11 protein-coding genes and 1 pseudogene are annotated in these 16707 nt (G+C 71.9%); 5 read left to right on the plus strand and 7 right to left on the minus strand.

What is annotated here, in order from left to right:
- Positions 1–80: 80 nt before the first annotated feature.
- Together ACZ6ZP_RS05355 and ACZ6ZP_RS05360 are read left to right on the plus strand one after the other, a co-directional pair.
- Positions 81–1031, plus strand: coding sequence for a bifunctional helix-turn-helix transcriptional regulator/GNAT family N-acetyltransferase (locus tag ACZ6ZP_RS05355; protein ID WP_351164617.1), 951 nt, complete (start codon positions 81–83; stop codon positions 1029–1031).
- Positions 1028–1744: pseudogene (locus ACZ6ZP_RS05360) on the plus strand (sugar phosphate isomerase/epimerase family protein); the annotation flags it as partial. The gene ACZ6ZP_RS05355 and the pseudogene ACZ6ZP_RS05360, both read left to right, overlap by 4 nt.
- Here ACZ6ZP_RS05360 and ACZ6ZP_RS05365 read toward each other — a convergent pair.
- Complete coding sequence (locus ACZ6ZP_RS05365; RefSeq protein WP_361474160.1) at positions 1698–2705, minus strand: EamA family transporter; 1008 nt, start codon at positions 2703–2705, stop codon at positions 1698–1700. The pseudogene ACZ6ZP_RS05360 and the gene ACZ6ZP_RS05365 sit on opposite strands and share 47 nt — an antisense overlap.
- Positions 2706–2829: 124 nt before the next feature.
- On the opposite strand from ACZ6ZP_RS05365, the gene ACZ6ZP_RS05370 reads away from it, so the two are divergent.
- The 3 genes from ACZ6ZP_RS05370 (at position 2830) to ACZ6ZP_RS05380 (ending at position 6719) form a co-directional block, all read left to right on the plus strand.
- The gene (locus ACZ6ZP_RS05370) at positions 2830–3783 is read left to right on the plus strand and encodes a LysR family transcriptional regulator (protein WP_469405600.1); all 954 of its coding nucleotides are present in this window, start codon (positions 2830–2832) and stop codon (positions 3781–3783) included.
- A gap of 351 nt (positions 3784–4134) precedes the next feature.
- Positions 4135–5973 (plus strand): glycoside hydrolase family 3 protein, encoded by a 1839-nt coding sequence (locus tag ACZ6ZP_RS05375; protein ID WP_351164620.1) that lies wholly within the window; start codon positions 4135–4137, stop codon positions 5971–5973.
- Between the two features lie 113 nt (positions 5974–6086).
- Positions 6087–6719 carry a hypothetical protein gene (locus ACZ6ZP_RS05380; protein WP_351164621.1) on the plus strand — a complete coding sequence of 211 codons (633 nt, stop codon included), beginning with the start codon at positions 6087–6089 and terminating at the stop codon, positions 6717–6719.
- A gap of 65 nt (positions 6720–6784) precedes the next feature.
- On the opposite strand, the gene ACZ6ZP_RS05385 is transcribed toward ACZ6ZP_RS05380, so the two are convergent.
- The 6 genes from ACZ6ZP_RS05385 to speB all read right to left on the minus strand — a co-directional run bounded on the left by ACZ6ZP_RS05385 (position 6785) and on the right by speB (position 16632).
- The gene (locus ACZ6ZP_RS05385; protein WP_351164622.1) at positions 6785–8203 is read right to left on the minus strand and encodes a S28 family serine protease; all 1419 of its coding nucleotides are present in this window, start codon (positions 8201–8203) and stop codon (positions 6785–6787) included.
- 175 nt (positions 8204–8378) lie between these two features.
- Entirely contained in the window at positions 8379–8774 is a 396-nt protein-coding gene (locus ACZ6ZP_RS05390; RefSeq protein WP_351164623.1) for a hypothetical protein, read from the minus strand.
- A 118-nt stretch (positions 8775–8892) separates the two neighbouring features.
- Positions 8893–12654, minus strand: coding sequence for an ABC transporter ATP-binding protein (locus tag ACZ6ZP_RS05395; protein WP_468613531.1), 3762 nt, complete (start codon positions 12652–12654; stop codon positions 8893–8895).
- A gap of 101 nt (positions 12655–12755) precedes the next feature.
- A complete protein-coding gene (locus tag ACZ6ZP_RS05400; RefSeq protein WP_469405604.1) occupies positions 12756–13694 on the minus strand; it encodes a serine hydrolase in 939 nt (312 codons plus the stop codon).
- Positions 13695–13951: 257 nt separating this feature from the next.
- On the minus strand, positions 13952–15637 hold the full coding sequence (locus tag ACZ6ZP_RS05405) for a thiamine pyrophosphate-binding protein (protein ID WP_361474143.1): 1686 nt from the start codon (positions 15635–15637) through the stop codon (positions 13952–13954).
- Positions 15634–16632 carry an agmatinase gene (gene speB, locus ACZ6ZP_RS05410; protein ID WP_351164633.1) on the minus strand — a complete coding sequence of 333 codons (999 nt, stop codon included), beginning with the start codon at positions 16630–16632 and terminating at the stop codon, positions 15634–15636. The genes ACZ6ZP_RS05405 and speB overlap by 4 nt, the downstream gene beginning before the upstream one ends.
- Between the last annotated feature and the right edge of the window lie 75 nt (positions 16633–16707).

Consider the following 16707-nt stretch of genomic DNA (forward strand, 5'->3'; position numbering starts at 1 on the left):
CATGGCGGTCATGGACGGCCCGGCGTACCGTTGACTCAGTCAAGGGTGATTCGCCTCGATGCCCCCTGGAGTGATCCGTGATGCCGCACGCCTCCGATACGCCCATCCAAGAGATCCGCGCCTTCAACCGCTTCTACACCAACCTCATCGGCGCCCTCGACTACAGCCGTCAGCTCTACGTCCCGTACACCCTCACCGAGGCCCGGGTCCTGTACGAGCTCAATCACGCCAGCCATCTCGACGCGGCCGATCTGCGCTCCGAACTCTGTCTGGACGCGGGGTACTTGAGCCGTCTGCTCGGCAAGCTGGAGAAGGCCGGGATCGTCGAGCGCGCGCCGTCCGAGCGTGATCCGCGGCGTCAGCGCATCACGCTCACCCCGCGGGGGCGGGAGACCGCCGGGCTGCTGGACGAGCGGTCCACCGAGGCCGTCGGGTCGCTGCTCTCGGACGTCCCCGCCGCCGAGCGGCCCCGCCTGGCCACCGCGATGCGCACCGTGCGGGAGATCTTGAGCAACCGGAAGGGCGGGGCGGTCGCCTCGCGGCCTCTCCTCCGCGAGCCCGGTCCCGGTGATCTGGGGTGGATCGTGCAGCGCAACGCCGCCCTGTACGCGGCCGAGTTCGGGTTCAACATCGACTACGAAGGCCTCGTCGCCCGCATCGTCGCCGATTTCGCCGAGGATCACGATCCGCACCTGGAGCGGGTATGGATCGCCGAGCTCGACGGGCGGCCCGTGGGGTGTGTGATGTGCGTGCGCGACGACGCTCCGGGGACCGCCCGGCTGCGGCTCCTGCTCGTCGAGCCGGACGCGCGGGGGCACGGCATCGGGGATCAACTGGTCGGCGCCTGCGTCGAGTTCGCGCGCGGTGTCGGATATCGCGAGATGGTCCTGTGGACCAACGACATCCTCGGCGCCGCCCGCACCATCTACCAGCGGCACGGCTTCGTCCTCGTCGACGAGAAGCCGCACCGCTCGTTCGGCGTCGACCTGCTGGGGCAGGACTGGCAACTGCACCTAGGGTCTGCGTCATGAAACTCGCCTTCTCCACCCTCGGCGTCCCCGGACTCCCCGTCGCCGACGTGCTGGACCTCGCCACCACCCACGGCTACCACGGCATCGAGCTGCGCGCGCATCCCGAGGAGCCGGTCCACCCGGGGATCGGCCTCACCGAACGGGCGGACGTCGCCGCCCAGTTCAAGACCGCGGGCATCGAGATCCTCGGGGTCTCCGGGTACGCGCGCGTGGCGGCGCCCGGCGACGACGGGCCCGTCCTCGACGACATACGTTCCCTGCTCACCCTCGCCCGCGACCTGGGCGCCCCCTTCATCCGCGTCTTCCCCGGCGGCGGCACCGAGCAGAGCGCCGACGAGGCCGACGCGACGGCGGCCCGGCGGCTCGGCACCGCGGCCGAGATCGCCGCGGACTTCGGCGTACGCATCCTCCTGGAGACCCACGACTCGCACCGCACGGGCGCCGCGGCCACTCGCGTGCTCGGCGCGGTCGGCCACCGGCACGCGGGCGCCCTGTGGGACGTGATGCACACCTGGCTCGGCGGCGAGTCCCCCGTGGAGAGCCACGCGGCGCTCTCCCCGTACCTCGGCTACGTACAGGTGAAGGACATCGCGTCGGCCGACGACACGACACCGCTGGCGCTCGGCGACGGCGTCCTGCCGCTCGCCGCGTGCGTGGACGCGCTGCTCAGCGGGGAGCACCGGGACGGCTGGCTGTGCTGGGAGTACGAGGCGCGGTGGTACGAGGACGCGGCGCCGCTGCCCGAACTCCTCGGCCCGGGACGGGACTTCCTGTCACGGCTCCTGAACCGCCCCGCCTGACCCCGCCGGAACCGCCACGCCCGGCCCCCGCCAGGGACGTCAGGCCCACCCCGCCCACCAGGAGCGCCGCCGCGCACCAGCCGAGCGGGCTCACCGACTCGCCCAGGACGAGACCGGCGGCGGACATCCCGAACACCGGGACCAGGAGCGAGAAGGGCGCCACGGTCGAGGCGGGGTGGCGGCGCAGCAGATACCCCCAGGCGCCGAAGCCGAAGACCGTCGTGATCCACGCGACGTAGACGATGATGCCCACGCCCTGCCAGTCCAGCGAGCGCAGGGCGGCGAGGTCCGCCGTCGGGCCCTCGAAGAGCAGCGAGAGCCCGAGCAGCGGCAGGACCGGGACCGTGCTCACCCACACCATGAAGTTCAGGGAGTCGGGCGGGGACGCCTTGCGGGTCAGGACGTTCGACGCGCCCCAGCAGGCCGCGGCGCCGATCAGCAGCACGAAGGCCGTGAGCGGGCCGGCCTCCCCCTCGTCGACCGCCGCGACGCCGATGCCCGCGAGCGCGATGAGCATCCCCGCCAGGCGTACGCCGCCGGGGCGTTCACCGAGGGCCACGAAGGCGAACAGGGCCGTGAACACCGCCTGGATCTGGAGGACGAGGGAGGACGTTCCCGCCGGCATCCCCGCGTCCATGCCGATGAACAGCAGGCCGAACTTGGCGACCCCCAGGACGAGTCCGACCCCCACGATCCACTTCCAGGCGACCTTCGGCGGCCCCACGAAGAACACCGCGGGCAGCGCCGCCACCAGGAAGCGCAGGGCGGAGAAGAGCAGCGGCGGGAAGTGGTCGAGGCCCACCTCGATGACGACGAAATTGACGCCCCACACGGCGGTGACGAGGAGAGCGAGGAGGACATGAGCGGGTCGCATGCGTCGAGGATCACCCGCCGCGACCATGTAGGACCAGCGCGGATCTCTGCATGATGGGATGTAGCAACGCTTACGGATCAGGCGGGGCCCGCAGGGCGTCGCATCCCAATGGGGAGGGCTTCCCGTGCTCGATCTCGCTCGGCTCCGCGCCCTGCACGCCGTCTCCGTGCACGGCACCGTCGGCGCCGCCGCCACCGCGCTCGGCTACACCCCCTCCGCCGTCTCCCAGCAGATAGCCAAGCTGGAGCGCGAGACCCGCACCACCCTCCTGGAGCGGCAGGGCAGGGGCGTCGCGCTCACCGAGGAGGCGCGTCATCTCGCCGCCACGGCGCAGGAGTTGATGGCGATCGTGGAGCGCGCGGAGACCGAGCTCGAGGAGCGGCGCGGGCTGCCCGCGGGGCGCCTGACCATCGCCGCGTTCGCATCGGCGGCGCGCGGTCTGCTCCCCGGCGCCCTCGCGGATCTCGCCGCGCGGCACCCCGCGCTCGACGCCCGGATGTCGGAGATCGACCCGCATCTCTCCGTGGACCTGGTGGCCAAGGGCGCGGTGGACATGGCGGTCGTGCACGACTGGGACATCGCGCCGCTGCCCACGCCGCCCGGCGTCGAACAGGCCGTCATCGGCGACGACTACTGCGACCTCGTGGTGCCCGCGGGACACCGGCTCTCGGGGCGCGTCTCCGTGCGCCGCGAGGAGCTGAAGGGCGAGCGGTGGATCACCCAGCCGCCGGGGCTCGTCTGCCACGAGTGGCTGGTGCGCACCCTGCGCGAGGCGGGCTGCGAGCCGGACATCGCGCACACGGCGGAGGAGAACCCCACCCTCGTCGCCCTGGTCGCGGCCCGGCTCGGCATCGCGCTCATCCCCCGCCTGGGCCGCGGCCCGATCCCCGACGGCGCGGTCACGGTGGGGCTCGACCCGCTGCCGGTGCGGCGGCTGTACGCACTGTGGCGGGCCGGGGCGTCGCGGCGCCCCGCGATCGCCGAGACGGTCCGCACCCTGCAGGAGCAGTGGGACGGCGCGCGGCCCGACGCGGGGCCCTACGCGGTGCCCGAGGCCGCGCGAATCGCCGTTCCCTGAACCTCAGTTCCCCCACTCGTACCACTTTCCGAAAATGGCCCTCTGCCGGGAACCCACGCGCACGCCCCACCGTCCAACTGGCAGCTGCCGGGTGAGTCTCCGCGAGGCGGTGTCGGCATCGCTGCTGGCTGCGAACGCTGACCACCCTCTCCGCCGCCCGCGGCCGGCAGCATGCCGTCACCGGTGCGCCCCCCTCCAACAGCGCCGGTGACGGCCCCTCTCCTCCACAGTGGCTGCCGACTCCCTTGACCGGCAGAAATCTTCGGGATATCCGTGACTCTCGGAAAGTTTCCTTCAGCCGGTTTCCCCAGCCCGGCTCCCGGTCCGGCCTCCGTCCCCGAAGGAGCGCACATGTCCCACCGCAACGCCTCCAGACGCACCCTGCTCACCGCCACGGCCGTCGCTGCGACGGCCCTCGCCGCGCCGTCCGCCGCCCATGCCGCGGGCAGCGGCGACCGCGGGCGCGACCGGAAGCTGCGGGAGATCATCTCCCGCATGAGCCTCGAGGAGAAGGTCGGCCAGCTCTTCGTGATGCATGTGTACGGCCACTCCGCCACCGAGCCCGACCAGGCGGACATCGACGCCAACCTCAAGGAACTGGGCGTCCGCACCGCCGCGGAAGCGGTCGCCAAGTACCACCTCGGCGGCATCATCTACTTCGGCTGGGCCCACAACACCCGCGCCCCGCACCAGATCGCCGCCCTCTCGAACGGCATCCAGCGCGCGGCCCTCACCCCGGACGCCCCCGAGCAGTCCCCCACCGCCCGCATCCCGCTGCTCATCTCCACCGACCAGGAGCACGGCGCCGTGGCCCGCGTCGGCAAGCCCGCCACGCTCCTGCCCGGCGCGATGGCCCTGGGAGCCGCGGGCTCGCGCTCCACCGCGCGCAAGGCGGCCCGGATCGCGGGCGCCGAGCTGCGCGCGCTCGGCATCCGGCAGAACTACGCCCCGGTGGCCGACGTGAACGTCAATCCGGCCAACCCCGTCATCGCCGTCCGCTCCTTCGGCTCGGACCCCGAAGCGGTCGCCGAACTGGTCGCCGCCCAGGTCAAGGGCTACCAGGGCGAGGACATCGCCTCGACGTCCAAGCACTTCCCCGGGCACGGCGACACCAAGGACGACAGCCACTCCCACCTGCCCTACATCCACCACACCCGCGAGCAGTGGGAGACCCTGGACGCGCCGCCGTTCCGGGCCGCGGTGGCCGCCGGCATCGACTCGATCATGACCGCGCACATCGTGGTCCCCGCCCTGGACCCGGCCGAGGACCCGGCCACGCTCTCGCGCCCCATCCTCACCGGCATCCTGCGCGAGGAACTCGGCTACGACGGCGTCGTGGTGACCGACTCGCTCGGCATGCAGGGCGTCCGCACGAAGTACGGCGACGACCGGGTGCCGGTGCTCGCCCTGAAGGCGGGCGTCGACCAGCTCCTGAACCCGCCGAAGCCGGAGATCGCCTGGAACGCGGTGCTCCGGGCGGTGCGCGGCGGGGAGTTGACGGAGGCGCGGCTCGACGAGTCGATCCTGCGAATCCTGCGCCTGAAGGCGAAGCTCGACCTGTTCTCCGACCCGTACGTCACCTCGCGCGGCGTCGACCGCACGGTCGGCACGCGCGCGCATCTCGCCGCCGCGGACCGGATCGCCGAGGAGACGACGACGCTGCTCAGCAACACGGGCGGGCTGCTTCCGCTGTCGCGGCGTACGCACGGGGAGGTGCTCGTCGTGGGCGCGGACCCGGCGTCGCCGTCGGGGACGACGGGTCCGCCGACGACCGTGCTCGGGCGCGAACTGACGGCCGTCGGCTTCTCGCCGACGGTGCTTCCGACGGGCACGGCCCCCTCCGCCGCGAAGATCGCCGAGGCGGTGGCGGCCGCCGCGGGCAAGGACGCGGTGCTGGTGGGCACGTACAACGTGGGGGCCGGGAGCGCGCAGATCGCCCTGGTGCAGGCGCTGGTGGCGACGGGGGTTCCGGTCGTCGCGGTGGCCATCCGCAATCCGTACGACGTGGCGCGGTTGCCGTCCGTGGGCGCTTCCCTTGCCGCCTACTGCTGGACGGACGTCGAACTGCGCGCCGCGGTCCGGGTGATCGCGGGGCGCGTCGAGCCGCGGGGGAAGCTGCCCGTGCCGGTGCAGCGGGCGGACGATCCGGGGCAGGTGCTGTACCCGGTCGGCCACGGCCTGACGTACTGATCCGTACGTCGCCCCACCCGCGCACCGCCTCCACCTGACCCAAAGCACCCCACGCACCTGGCGTGCGCCCGCCCGAGCGGGTCACGCTGGGTGCACATATCGGGGGGTTTGCCATGCATGCCATGCCGGGCTTGAGGTGTGCGGGGGTGCTCCTTGCCGTGCTTTTTGCCGTGCTCCTCGGCGTGACCGGCTGCCAGAAGTCCTCGTCCCCCGGATCGGATTCCTCGGACCGGAAGCCGTCCTCGTCGGTGTCGTCCGGTTACGGGGCCGTCTTCCTCGCCGTGGACGAGTGCAGTTCGCGGGGGCGCGAGACCTTCACGGAGGTGCCGTGCACGAGCGAGCGGGCGGCGGCGCGGGTCATCGCCCGCTACGACGGCAGGGTCGCGGAGGGCCCCGCGTGCCCCGTCCGCACGGACTTCGTGCTCCACATCAGCGAGAACCGGCCCGCGGGCGACGAGGACGGGAACGGCGAGGTGCCGCGCGGCTACGCCTGCATGCGGAACCTGGAGGAGCCGCATCCCGGTGACCCCGGGGGCGGCGGCGGGCCCCGGACCGTCGTCGGGGACTGCGTCTACAGCGCGAGGCAGGGGGAGGTGCGGGAGACCGCGTGCGACGGGTCCGGCGCGAAGGCCCCCGAGTACCGGGTGACGTCGGCCGTCTCGGAGCGGGCCCTGTGTCCTGCCGCCACGCAGCTGTACGTGTCGCTGGAGGGCGGTAAGCCGGTGGGGTGTGCGGTGCGGGTGTGAGCGGTGCGGCGTGCGAACGCCGGACGGGCCGAGGATGCGGCCCGTCCGGCCGTACGGCAACGACCCTACGGACGCAGGGTCATCTGCTTCCGCTCGTCCTTGCGGTCGAGCTTCGCGTCGTACGGGGCCAGCGGCTTCGGGGACGCCGAGGTGGAGACCCCGGCCCACGCCTGGATCCGCTCCGTGGCCTTCGCCTTCTCCGCCGGGACGAGGCCCGCCACGTTCGCTCCGTGGTTGGCGCCCGGGGCGGTGAAGACGTGCGAGTCGTGCTTCGCGCCCCTGGCGGGACGGAAGGGCTCCGCACCCCACGGGTCGTTCTCGCCGTAGACGTACAGCATCCGGTGCGAGTTGTGCCGCACCCAGCGGTCCACGTCCTTCATGGCACCGGACTGGAACTTCATCGGGATCTCACGCGGCACGAAGTTCCGCGGCGGCTGGTAGCCGTAGCGGCTCAGGTCGCCGAGCCAGGGCTGCTTGATGTCGGGCGAGCCCAGCTGCGTACCGGCCTGGTAGTAGTACGGCGTGTACGGGGTGAGGCCCTGGTCCGTGTAGGAGGTCCAGCCGCCCACCGCGTCCACGTAGTCGAAGATCACCTGGTCGGACGCGGACTTGGCGTCCGGCACGTCCGCGCACGCGGACTCCGGCTGGTACTGCCAGAAGCCCCACACCAGGTCGAGGACGACGGCCTCGTACGCCTTGTCCAGGTTGCCGACCGTCTTGAAGGTGTAGCCGCCCGCCTCGGCGAACGCGGCGTACTTCTTCTCCAGCGGCTCGCGGCGCACGAGCGCCTCGCGCTGCACGGCCTCCAGCTTGGCGCGGCACTCCTTGGTGCCGACCGTCTCGAAGAACTCGTCGTAGCGCGAGTCCTCCTTGTTCACCACGTCGTTCGGGGCGACGTACGCGACGACGCCGTCCATGTCACGCGGGTAGAAGCGCTCGTAGTACGTGGCGGTCATGCCGCCCTTCGAGCCGCCGGTCGCCACCCACTTCTTGTCGTAGATCGGCTTCAGCGCCTTGAAGATGCGGTGCTGGTCGCTCGCGGCCTGCCAGATGTCGAGCTTGGACCAGTCGGCCGGCTCGGGGCGGGACGGCGTGAAGAAGCGGTACTCCATGGAGACCTGGTTGCCGTCGATGATCCGCGTCGGCTCGCTGCGGCTGGGGTTCGTCGAGACGCCGTAGCCGCTGGTGAAGAAGGCCGTGGGGCGGGCGGTGTCCTTGTGCAGCACCGTCAGGCGCTGCTTGAAGGTGCCCTTGGAGGGGTGCCGGTGGTCGATCGGCTGGGTGTAGTTGAGGACGAAGTAGCGGTAGCCGGTGTACGGCTTCTCCTCGATCAGGCTCATGCCCGGTATCGCGAGGAGCCGGTCCTTGATGTCGGTGGCCTGCGGCTTGGCGGCGGTGGCCGCCCCTGCCGCACTCACTGTGCCCGCGGTGCCTATGCCTATGAGCACCACGAGCGACAGCAGCCATCTGAGCGCCTTGCGCATGCACTCTCCCCTGAGTGGTTCACGGTTGCGTCCGCCGGAACTTATCGGAGCAACTCGCTCACCACTAGGGGCTCTTGCGTCACATCAGGCCGCAGTACGGAACAAAGAGGGCATTGCCCTCAGCCGGACCCACAAGTCGGACCCACAAGTCAGCACCCTGAGTCGGCACGCACGGTCAGCACAGGATCCAGCCCGAGCTGACGCTCCCCCCGCCGACCATCCCCTTCACCCACACGCACCGATGCCCCACGTGCACCGTCACCGGGCCCGCGCGATGCGTGTAGCGGCCCTTGTCCCTGGCCGGGCGGTTGCCCCGGGCCTGGACACTGACCGACATCGTCTTGCGGGCGCCGGGGCGCTTGGCGATCGTGACGGCGCAGACATAGCTGCGCTTCTTGTAGATGACGACCTTGCCCGTGCTGAAGGAGAGCGTGCGCACCTTGTGCCCGGCGCAGCGTCCGGCCGAAGCCTGGGCCTGCGCCGCGCCGGCGCCCGCGACACCGAGCAGGACGGCAGCCGCAAGGACGACGGCGCCGAGCGCGAGGCTCCGCCGTATTCGACCACTGCTCACCAGTTTCCCTCCCGACACTTCCGCATCAGCGTACTGATGTACGGACGCCGACCGTACGTCCGCCGGTTGCGCCGCCGCCCGGATTCGTTCGACGGGCCGGTCATCGGGCGTCCCCCGGCTACGCGGTCGACGGCTCGGCCTCCCCCACGAACGTCCGCCACAGCCGCGCGTACCGTCCGTCGAGCGCGAGCAGCTCCTCGTGCGTGCCGTCCTCCGCGACCCGGCCGTGGTCCATCAGGATCACGCGGTCCGCGCGGGCCGCCGTGGTCAGGCGGTGGGCGACCACCAGCGTGGTGCGCTTGCCCGCGATGCGGTCGGTGGCCTGGTTGACCTGCGCCTCCGTGGCGAGGTCGAGGGCCGCGGTGGCCTCGTCCAGGAGCAGGATGTCCGGGTCGACGAGCTCCGCGCGGGCCAGGGCGATCAGCTGGCGCTGTCCCGCGGAGAGGTTGCGGCCGCGCTCGGAGACCTCGTGGAGGTAGCCGCCGTCCAGGGTGGCGATCATGTCGTGCGCGCCGACCGCGCGGGCCGCGGCCTCCACCTCGGCGTCCGTGGCGTCGGGCCGCCCGTAGGCGATCGCGTCGCGCACCGTGCCCGCGAAGAGGTAGGCCTCCTGCGGGACGACACCGAGGCGGTGGCGGTACGAGGTGAGGTCCAGGGAGCGCAGGTCGGTGCCGTCGACGGTGACCCGGCCGCCGGTCGGGTCGTAGAACCGGGCGACGAGCTTGACCAGCGTCGACTTGCCCGCGCCGGTCTCGCCGACGAACGCGACGGTCTGGCCTGCGGGGATGCGCAGGCGCACGTCGCTGAGGGCCTCCTCGGGCTCGTCCTCGGAGCCGTACGCGAAGTCCACGTCCTCGAAGGCGATCTCTCCGCGCAGGGACAGGACGTCGAGCGGCTCGTCCGCGGCCTTCGTCGAGGTCGGCTCCTGGAGCAGTTCCTGGATGCGGCCGAGCGAGACGGTGGCCTGCTGGTAGCCGTCGAAGACCTGGGAGAGCTGCTGGACCGGCGCGAAGAACAGGTCGATGTAGAGGAGGTAGGCGACCAGGGCGCCGGTGGTCAGCGTCCCCGCCTCCACACGCCCCGCGCCGACCATCAGGACCGCGGCCGCGGCGACCGCCGAGAGCAGCTGAACGAACGGGAAGTAGATGGAGATCAGCCACTGCCCGCGGATGCGGGCGCTGCGGTAGTCGGCGCTGGCCTGCGCGAACTTCCTTGCGCCCGAGCGCTCGCGCCGGAAGGCCTGCACGATGCGCAGCCCGGCGACCGACTCCTGGAGATCGGCGTTGACCACCGAGACGCGCTCGCGCGCCAGCTCGTACGCCTTGACGCTGGAGCGGCGGAAGAAGAACGTACCGATGATCAGCGGCGGCAGCGTCGCGAAGACGACGAGCGCGAGCTCCACGTCGATCACGACGAGCGCGACCATGATGCCGAAGAAGGTGACGACGGAGACGAAGGCGGTGACCAGACCCGTCTGGAGGAAGGTGGACAGGGCGTCCACGTCGGTCGTCATCCGGGTCATGATGCGCCCGGTCAACTCCCGCTCGTAGTAGTCGAGTCCAAGCCGCTGGAGCTGGGCGAAGATCTTCAGGCGCAGCGAGTAGAGGACGCGTTCGCCCGTCCGTCCGGTCATCCGCGTCTCGCCGATCTGCGCCGTCCACTGGACGAGCACGGCGAGCAGCGCGAGCCCGGATGCCGCCCACACGGCGCCGAGCGCGAGCTGCGATACGCCCTCGTCGATGCCGTGCCGGATCAGCACCGGAAGCAGCAGACCCATGCCCGCGTCGATGGCGACCAGGAGCAGCGCCAGGAGCAGCGGCTTGCCGAATCCGGCGAGGAGACGGCGCAGGCCGTAGGACTCCTCCGTGGCGACCGCGCGCGCCTCGTCGACGCCGGGGGTGTCGGTGGCCGGGGGCAACGCGTCGACCTGGGCGAGGAGTTCGGGGGTCGCGGGCATCCCGGACATCGCGGTGTCCTTGGGCTCGCGGTCGCCGACCCAGAGCTGCGGGGTGATGCCGCGTTCGGCGTCGAACTCGGCGTCGAGCTCGGCGCGCAGGGAGGTGTCCTCGGGGAGCTCGACCGGGACCGTCCGGCCGGGCGAGACGCCGCCGAGCTCGTCCGGGTCGGTCAGCAGGCGCCGGTAGAGGGGAGAGTTCTCCGTCAGCTCCTCGTGCGTGCCGATCGCGGCGAGCTTCCCGCCGTCGAGCACGGCGATGCGGTCGGCGAGGTTCAGGGTGGAGCGGCGGTGGGCGATGAGGAGGGTCGTGCGGCCCGCCATGACGCCGCGCAGGGCCTCGTGGATCTCGTGCTCGACGCGCGCGTCCACCGCCGACGTCGCGTCGTCGAGGACGAGCAGGCGCGGATCGGTGAGGATGGCGCGGGCGAGGGCGACGCGCTGGCGCTGGCCGCCGGAGAGGGTGAGGCCGTGCTCGCCGACGGTGGTGTCGTACCCGTCGGGCAGTTCGGAGATGAAGCGGTCGGCCTGGGCGGCGCGGGCCGCGGTCTCGATCTCCTCCTGGGTGGCGTCGGGCTTTCCGTACGCGATGTTGGCGCGGACGGTGTCGGAGAAGAGGAAGGAGTCCTCGGGCACGAGCCCTATCGCGGCCCGCAGCGAGTCGGTCGTCAGCTCGCGCACGTCGTGGCCGCCGACGAGGACGGCGCCGTGCGTCACGTCGTAGAAGCGGGGCAGCAGCAGCGAGACGGTGGACTTGCCGCTGCCCGAGGTGCCGACGACGGCGAGCGTCTCGCCGGGCCGGATCTCGAAGGAGAGCCCGTCAAGGACGGGGCGGCTGTCCTCGTACGCGAAGGAGACGTCGTCGAACTCGACGGTGGCCGGGGCGTCGGCGGGCAGTTCCTTGGTGCCGTCCTTCAGCGTCGGCTCGGTGTCGATGAGCTCCAGGACGCGCTCGGCGCCCGCGCGGGCCTGCTGGCCGACGGTGAGGACCATGGCGAGCATGCGCACGGGCCCGACGAGCTGGGCGAGATAGCTGGAGAAGGCGACGAACGTACCGAGCGTGATCTGCCCGCGCACCGCGAGCCAGCCGCCGAGCGCGAGCATCGCGACCTGGCCGAGCGCGGGCACGGCCTGGAGGGCGGGCGTGTACTTGGAGTTCAGCCGGATGGTGCGCATCCGCCCCGCGAAGAGCTTGCGCCCGACCTCCCTGAGCTTCCCGGTCTCCTGGTCCTCCTGGCCGAACCCCTTCACGACGCGTACGCCGGAGACGGAGCCGTCCACGACTCCGGCGACGGCGGCGGCCTGGGCCTGCGCGTACCAGGTGGAGGGGTGCAGGCGGCCCCGGCTGCGCTTGGCGATGAACCAGAGGGCGGGGGCGACGGCCAGCGCGACGAGGGTCAGCGGGATGGAGAGCCACGCCATGATCACGAGGGACATGACGAAGAGGAGGATGTTGCCGATGGTCATCGGCAACATGAAGAGCAGGCCCTGGATGAGCTGGAGGTCGCTGGTGGCGCGGCCGACGACCTGCCCGGTGGACAGCTCGTCCTGCCGCCGCCCGTCGAGCTTGGTGATCGTGCCGTACATCTCGGTCCGCAGGTCGTGCTGGACGTCGAGGGCGAGGCGTCCGCCGTAGTAGCGGCGGATGTAGGTGAAGACGTAGACGAGGAGGGCCGCGCCGATGAGGGCGCCGACCCAGGGGCCCATGGACCGGCTCTTGTCCCCGATGACGTCGTCGATGATCACCTTGGTGATGAGCGGTACGAGCGCCATGACGGCCATGCCCGCGAGCGAGGACCCGAGGGCGAGCACGACGTCCTTCGGGTACCGCCACGCGTACCCGGTCAGCCGTTTCGCCCAGCCGGATTTCTCCGCCCCGGCCCCACCGGATTTCTCCGGCTCGGCCCCGCCCCGTTGCTCCGTCACGTGCTGCCTCCCGTCGACCTGACCTGCCGAGAGGCCCAACGCGGCGGGATGCGGATTTCATCCCGCCGCAACAAAGAGGGGTCTGAGGTCCTAGGACCCGGTCAGCTGCCGGGGACCGCGACGAACGCCTCACGCGGCGTGTCGGTCGGCGTGTAGCGCTGGGACGCGGCGGTCCTGGGCGTCAGGTCCTTGTGGACGGCCTTGGCCACGCCCTGGATGGTGGTGACGCCGTAGTTCATGGAGCTGTTGCCGTGGGTGAGCACGGAGATCGTGTAGTCGTGGCCGCCGCCCTTGAACGCGCCGATGCTGTGCACCCGCCAGCCGTGGGTCGAGCGCTGCAGCCAGCCGTTCTTGACGTGGATCTTGACGCCGGACGGCGCGCCCGCCGGGGTGCCCCAGCGCTGCGAGGAGACGACCTTGCCCATCAGCTTGAGGATGTAGGCGCGCGCGTTGTCGCTCAGGACGGAGTTCTTGGCGGTGATCAGGGCGAGGAGCTTCTGCTCGTCGGCCGCGTTGATCCGGGTCAGGCCCCAGTAGCCGCCGGAACCCGGCACCGTCTTGGTCATCTTGGCGGCCCGGAGGAACCCGTTGATCTTTCCCGTGCCGAGCTGGCGCCAGAGCTTGCTGGTCGCCGCGTTGTCCGACCTGGTGATCATGGCGTACGCGAGGTCCGACTCGCGCACCGACAGCTTCCGATCGGTCTTCTTCGCGTCCCACAGCAGCGCCGCGAGGACGGTCGTCTTGACGACGCTCGCCGAGTCGAACGACGTGGTCGATCGCAGGGTGCAGGTGGTCTTGGTGGTGCGGTCGTGCAGGCCGACCGCGACGGTGCCCTTGCGGTTCTTCAGCGCCGCCGTGATGTCCTTGGTCAGCTTGGCGGCCAGGCCGGCCTGCGCGGAGGTGCAGACGACCTGCGGCGCCGCCGCCGCGGCGGCGGGCGTGGCGGTCGCGGCGGTGCCGAGCGGCACGAGCACTCCGGCGGCGAGACTCGCCGAGAGCACGCGGGCACGCCTGGATATCCCGGATACCGGGTGCGTCATGGAATTTCCCCATCCCCTTGGGTTCGTACAAACCCCTCGGGGCCCGTACGAGCGCGCCCCCCGGCGCACTCACCCCGCATGACTCACCGGCCCCGGGCGAGGTTGTACGACTTTGGAACAGATGACCGATCCGTGACGAACCCGTAGCCAAATGATCACCTCGCGCCCGGACGCGGCGGAGTCCCGGCGTCACACCGCGAAGAGCGGGTGGTGCCGGGACTCCGCCGCGATCGGCGGCGGCTCAGATGTGCGTCGGGTCAGATATGCGTCGGCTCGAACATGCGCAGCACCGCCGGGAGCACGACCACCGAGGGGCCGGGCTCCGCGAGCGCCTTCGCCAGGTCGTCGCGGAGGGTCTCCGGGGTCGTACGGACGCCCGGCACCCCGAAGGACTCCGCGAGCGCCACGAAGTCGGGGCGGGCCAGCTCCGTCGCGGTGGGTTCGCCGAACGCCTCGGACATGTACTCCCGGAGGATTCCGTACCCCCCGTCGTCCACGATCAGCCAGGTGACCGGCAGGCCGTGCTGCTTGGCCGAGGCCAGTTCCGCGATGGAGTACATCGCGCCGCCGTCGCCCGACACGGCGAGCACCGGCCTGGTCGGGTCGGCCGCCGCGGCGCCGATGGCGGCCGGGAAGCCGTACCCCAGGCCGCCCGCGCCCTGCGCCGAGTGCATCGTGTTCGGACGCCGCGCGTCGAAGGCGGACCAGGCCCAGTACGCGAGGATCGTCATGTCCCAGAAGGACGGCGAGGCGTCCGGCAGGGCCTCGCGCACCGACGCCAGGACCTGCTGCTCCAGGTCGAGCTCCTGGGCGGCGATGCGGTCCTTGACCTTGGCGAGCACCGTCCGCACCCGCTCGGGGGCCGACGGGTCCTCACGCGGGGCGTCGATCGTCTCCAGGAGCGCGGAGAGCGCCAGGCGCGCGTCCGCGTGGATGCCGAGCGCCGGGTGGTTGGACTCCAGCTTCCCGGCGTCCGCCTCGATCTGCACGACCCGGCCGCGCGGCTTGAACGTGTGGTAGTTCGAGGAGAGCTCGCCGAGGCCCGATCCGACCACCAGGAGGACGTCCGCGTCCTCCAGGAAGTCCGTGGTGTACCGGTCCTCCAGCCACGACTGGAGCGACAGCGGGTGCTCCCAGGGGAAGGCGCCCTTGCCGCCGAAGGTCGTCACGACAGGGGCGTTCACCAGCTCGGCGAGGGCCAGGAGCTTTCCGGAGGCATCCGAGCGCACGACTCCGCCGCCCGCGATGATCGCCGGGCGCTCGGCCCGGGACAGCAGGTCGGCCGCCACCGCGGTCAGCTCGGGACGCGGGACGACCTCGTCCGGGGTCGCGTCCATGGCCGTGACGACGGGCAGGGTCGTCTCCGCGAGCAGCACGTCCTGCGGGATCTCCACCCAGACCGGGCCGTGCGGGGCGGTGAGCGCCGACTCCCAGGCCGCCGCGATCGCGGAGGGGATCTGCGAGGCCGTGCGGACCGTGTGGACGGACTTCACGATGTCGCGGAAGGATGCCTGCTGGTCGCGCAGCTCGTGGAGGTAGCCGTGCCGGCCGCCGCCGAGGCCCGCCACCGGGATCTGGCTGCCGATCGCGAGCACGGGCGACGAGCCGGCCGCCGCCTCCTGGAGCGCGGCGAGCGAGGTCAGCGCGCCGGGTCCGGTGGACAGGAGCAGCGGGGCCACCTCGCCGGTGATCCGGCCGTACGCGTCCGCCGCGAAGCCGGTGTTGTTCTCGACGCGAAGCCCGACGTACGACAGGGAAGAGCGGCGCAGCGCGTCGAACATGCCGAGCGCGTGCTGGCCGGGCAGGCCGAAGACCGTCGTCGCGCCGAGGCCCTGGAGGGTCTCGACGACGAGGTCGCCGCCGTTGCGCCCGGCGGGCGGGTTCAGGGCCGCTTCCTGCTGCGCGTCCGTGGGGCGCAGGACTACGTCGTGGTCGTGCGTCACTTGGCCGCGCTCCCCTCGGTGGTCCGGCGGGCCTCCGCGATCTGCCGGGACATGATCGTCGTCAGCTCGTACGCGGTGTGCGAGGCGGCGACGGCCGTGATCTCCGCGTGGTCGTAGGCGGGGGCGACCTCGACGACGTCCGCCGAGACGAGGTTGCAGGAGGAGAGTCCCCGCAGGATCTCCAGGAGCTCGCGCGACGTCATGCCGCCCGCCTCCGGGGTGCCGGTGCCGGGCGCGTGGGCCGGGTCCAGGCAGTCGATGTCGATGGAGATGTACAGCGGGCGGTCGCCGATGCGCTGGCGCAGCTGGTCGGCGACCTCGTCGGCGCCGCGGCGGTAGATGTCCGCCGAGGTGACGATGCCGAAGCCCATCTTCTCGTCGTCGGTGAGGTCCTTCTTGCCGTACAGCGGGCCGCGCGTGCCGACGTGGCTGAGCGCCTCGGTGTCGAGGATGCCCTCCTCGACGGCCCGGCGGAACGGCGTGCCGTGCGTGTACTCCGCGCCGAAGTACGTGTCCCAGGTGTCCAGGTGCGCGTCGAAGTGCAGCAGGGCGACCGGGCCGTGCTTCTTGGCGACCGAGCGGAGCAGCGGCAGCGCGATGGTGTGGTCGCCGCCGAGCGTCATCATGCGGGCGCCGGAGCCGAGGAGGTCGTCCGCGGCGGCCTCGATCGTCTCGACCGCCTCGTTGATGTTGAACGGGTTGGCGGCTATGTCGCCCGCGTCCGCGACCTGCGCGAGCGCGAAGGGGGATGCGTCCTGCGCGGGGTTGTACGGACGCAGGAGGCGCGAGGCCTCGCGGATCGCGTTGCCGCCGAAGCGTGCGCCGGGGCGGTACGAGACACCGGTGTCGAAGGGCACGCCGACCACGGCGATGTCCGTCTTGCCGCCCACCTCGTCGAGACGGGGCAGCCGGGCGTAGGTCGCCGGGCCCGCGTACCGGGGAACGCGGGAGGAATCGACCGGGCCGCGGGGGGTCGGGGTCTCGGCGCTGCTCATGGTCGGTTTCCTCCTGCTGGTTACGAGTGCTGCGTTGCTGCTGGGACAAGTGTCGCGCGGCCCACCGGCAGTGGG

The sequence above is a fragment of the Streptomyces sp. NPDC054047 genome (assembly GCF_055585065.1).

Bases quoted from the DNA above. Each gene is read 5' to 3' on its own strand.
- ACZ6ZP_RS05385 (WP_351164622.1), bottom strand. From the start codon at position 8,203: ATGCGCAAGGCGCTCAGATGGCTGCTGTCGCTCGTGGTGCTCATAGGC.
- speB (WP_351164633.1), bottom strand. From the start codon at position 16,632: ATGAGCAGCGCCGAGACCCCGACCCCCCGCGGCCCGGTCGATTCCTCC.
- ACZ6ZP_RS05380 (WP_351164621.1), top strand. From the start codon at position 6,087: ATGCATGCCATGCCGGGCTTGAGGTGTGCGGGGGTGCTCCTTGCCGTG.
- ACZ6ZP_RS05375 (WP_351164620.1), top strand. From the start codon at position 4,135: ATGTCCCACCGCAACGCCTCCAGACGCACCCTGCTCACCGCCACGGCC.
- ACZ6ZP_RS05400 (WP_469405604.1), bottom strand. From the start codon at position 13,694: ATGACGCACCCGGTATCCGGGATATCCAGGCGTGCCCGCGTGCTCTCG.
- ACZ6ZP_RS05365 (WP_361474160.1), bottom strand. From the start codon at position 2,705: ATGCGACCCGCTCATGTCCTCCTCGCTCTCCTCGTCACCGCCGTGTGG.
- ACZ6ZP_RS05355 (WP_351164617.1), top strand. From the start codon at position 81: ATGCCGCACGCCTCCGATACGCCCATCCAAGAGATCCGCGCCTTCAAC.